Below are 1,897 nucleotides of genomic sequence, written 5' to 3' on the forward strand. Positions count from 1 at the left end.
CGTGCGTCCCGGTCGAGTGGTGGGGTGGGCTCGGACATAGATGGTCTCCGTAGTGTTCGGAGACCCAGGTGTCAACGATGACCGTCAGTTTTAGATCGGCTTCATCCTCGGCTTCCTCGGCTACTTCGGCCGACCACGCTTGAAGGTCACTGCACCCCGCTGCAGGCGGGTGCAAGACGGATGAGTACTCTGCGGTACAGAGCGGTCGCCTTTACAGAGGGAGTGAAATGGACATTGAGGCTCAGCAGACGCTGACAGAGGTACATCGGCTGCGCCGTCGGGCCAGACTCGTCGCGCACGGTGGGGCAGGGGTTCCTGCGGCGGTATTCACCGCGTTGGTGCTGCTCAGCACGGCGCTATATCAGCAGCCGTACCAACAGGTGAGCAGCCTCAGCAGCGGCAGGTGGGCCGGACTACCTTCCGACGAGCACAGCGCGCTCGCCTCGTACCTGTTCTGGTTCATCGGCACCCCCGTCGCCTTCGTGGTGATCGGCCTCTGGTACCAACGGCGCGCCCAGCGCACGGGCATACGGGTGCCGTGGCGATGGTTCGCCGGCGTCGGACTAGGTCTACTGGTCGGGTTGGCGCTGCTGGCCGCAATCCCCGTCGACCCGCAGACCGCAGCGATGGCCGACCAGATAGCGCCGACCGAGCCCAGCGTTCAGTGGCTGCGGGCGTTTCGGACGCCGCTGATACCGATCGCGGCCGCCGTCGCCGTGCTCGGCTGGGTCGAGCGCAGCCGTTGGCTCATCGCCGCCGGCGCTTGGCTCGGCCTGCTCGCCTGGTGGCAGCAGTACTTCCACCTCGGTGGCATTCCGGGCTGGATGGACTGGCTGCTCAGCGGAGGCGAAGGTCCGGCCCTCGGCGGCGAGATCACCCTGCTCGGCCTGAACCGGCCCGGACCCGTGTTGATCCTGGCGACGCTGCCGCTGCTGGTGTTCGCGGCGGTTCGCGCGGCGCGCTCCCGCGAACCACGGTGAACACAGAGCCCTCGCCGCACCCGTTCCTGGAACTCGACGAGGTCGTGCACCAACGGGTACGGCTCGGTATTTTGGCCGTGCTGAGCGAGGCAAGCGAATGCACCTTTGCCGTCCTACGTAACGAACTTGGACTCACCGACGGCAACCTCGGTGGACACATCCGCATCCTGGAACAGGCCGCACTGATCGAGGTTCACAAAGGATACGAGGGACGCCGGCCTTGTACCTGGCTCCGGCTGACCCGCAAGGGACGCACTGCCCTGCGCCAGGAGGTCGCTGCGCTCGAGCGCCTGGTGACCCGGCTGCGCACTGCCGAGTCCGACACGGACCCATGAGCTTGACGCGTCGTGACGTTGCCCGGCAGATCGTCAGGTCGGCGCGGCCCTCGGTCAGCCGGCTGTTGGTGTGTGGCATCGCGGCGAACGAGTCGCTGCGATACATCCCCAGACGTCAGGGGCGAGCGTTGGCGCGGAAGGGTTCCTCCCGGCCGGGTGACCGCAGGCTTCGAGGGCCATGTCGTGGATCGACTCGGGCGCGCGGACAGACATCGACTCCGGCGGTGTCGCGTTCCGCTTCCGCATGACCACCACGGGGGAGGTCATGCGGAAGCGGCTGGCACACGCCAATCGTTGATCTTTCGCTGGGAGAACGGCTGGGTCATCTCGGTGAGACCATCTGTCGCTGCTCCCGGAAGACTGACCCCAGGGCCCCGGCAAAGTCGTCAGGTGATGCCGAGGAGTGCCAGCGGTCGGGTGCTGTCGCGGGCGTGATGGCGGGTGCCGGCGGCGATGTTGGTGATTCCGGCGGTGCGTAACGCGCCGATACAGATCTTGAATGGTCGGGTTGATCGATGCCTCCCCGGCGTGTCGGCGTGACAATGATCGATGGGATTTGTACGCCGGAGGGATGAGATATCC

General features: G+C 66.4%; 3 protein-coding genes. 2 read left to right on the forward strand and 1 reads right to left on the reverse strand.

The genetic code is table 11. From position 1 onward, the window contains the following. The first annotated feature begins 338 nt into the window (after positions 1–338). Both AB0B58_RS42280 and AB0B58_RS42285 read left to right on the forward strand, forming a co-directional pair. The gene (locus AB0B58_RS42280) at positions 339–980 is read left to right on the forward strand and encodes a hypothetical protein (RefSeq protein WP_360237066.1); all 642 of its coding nucleotides are present in this window, start codon (positions 339–341) and stop codon (positions 978–980) included. Next, positions 977–1,315, forward strand: coding sequence for a transcriptional regulator (locus tag AB0B58_RS42285; RefSeq protein ID WP_360237069.1), 339 nt, complete (start codon positions 977–979; stop codon positions 1,313–1,315). Before AB0B58_RS42280 ends, AB0B58_RS42285 begins: the two co-directional genes overlap by 4 nt. A gap of 386 nt (positions 1,316–1,701) precedes the next feature. Here the strand turns inward: AB0B58_RS42285 and AB0B58_RS42290 are convergent. After that, positions 1,702–1,897, reverse strand: a 196-nt coding sequence (locus AB0B58_RS42290) for a hypothetical protein (protein ID WP_360237072.1), incomplete at its 5' end; no start/stop codon positions are given.

It is taken from the genome of Actinoplanes sp. NPDC049118, from assembly GCF_040648555.1.
In the GTDB taxonomy this organism is placed as follows: domain Bacteria; phylum Actinomycetota; class Actinomycetes; order Mycobacteriales; family Micromonosporaceae; genus Actinoplanes.